The sequence below is a fragment of the Burkholderia territorii genome, assembly GCF_902833055.1.
GTDB classification, from domain to species: Bacteria; Pseudomonadota; Gammaproteobacteria; order Burkholderiales; family Burkholderiaceae; genus Burkholderia; species Burkholderia territorii.
Window position 1 is genome coordinate 1 of sequence record NZ_CADFEJ010000101.1, and the last position, 529, is coordinate 529.

At 60.9% G+C, this 529-nt stretch carries 1 protein-coding gene; it reads left to right on the forward strand.

Features of this window, described 5'->3' with window-relative positions; genetic code table 11:
• Positions 1 to 323: 323 nt before the first annotated feature.
• The coding region (locus tag HW466_RS31205) for a cysteine peptidase family C39 domain-containing protein (RefSeq protein ID WP_176316153.1) at positions 324 to 529 on the forward strand (206 nt) is incomplete at its 3' end.

The window sequence follows — 529 nt, forward strand, 5'->3', positions numbered from 1 at the left end:
CAGCAGGCGCCGGCATGCCCCATCTCTCCCACGACAACGGCATGTCGCAACTGGACTGGTCCGTCTCGCACGGTATCGACATCCATTCCACCTGACGTTCCCTTGCCAATCCGACTGACGCGCAACTGTAGGCAGTTGCGCGTTTTCTGACCGGTCAGCTTTCCACGATTGGCCGCATTCCTCAGAATCCTCTGACGAATTTCACGTATTCAGGCTATTTCGCGTTGTGAGGGTACACGGTCGGCAGGCTTTCGCTGCTTCGCGCGCGTCGTGGGCGGCCAAGGTCGTTTTCGTTGCTTTCCGCCGCGTCGGGAGAAAGCAGCATGACCGCGAACACCTTGTCCGGCGGGGCAGATCAACAGGATGCGGCACCGAAAAGCGAAGCGACCTACCAGGACAGCCTGCTGGACTGCGTGAGCTGGCTTTGCGAGCACTATGGCTTCGGCAAGAGCCGCGATGCCATGACGGCCGGCTTGCCGAAGTTCGGCTTCCTGGCCCCGACGATGGTGATCGACGCATTGGCCAACGC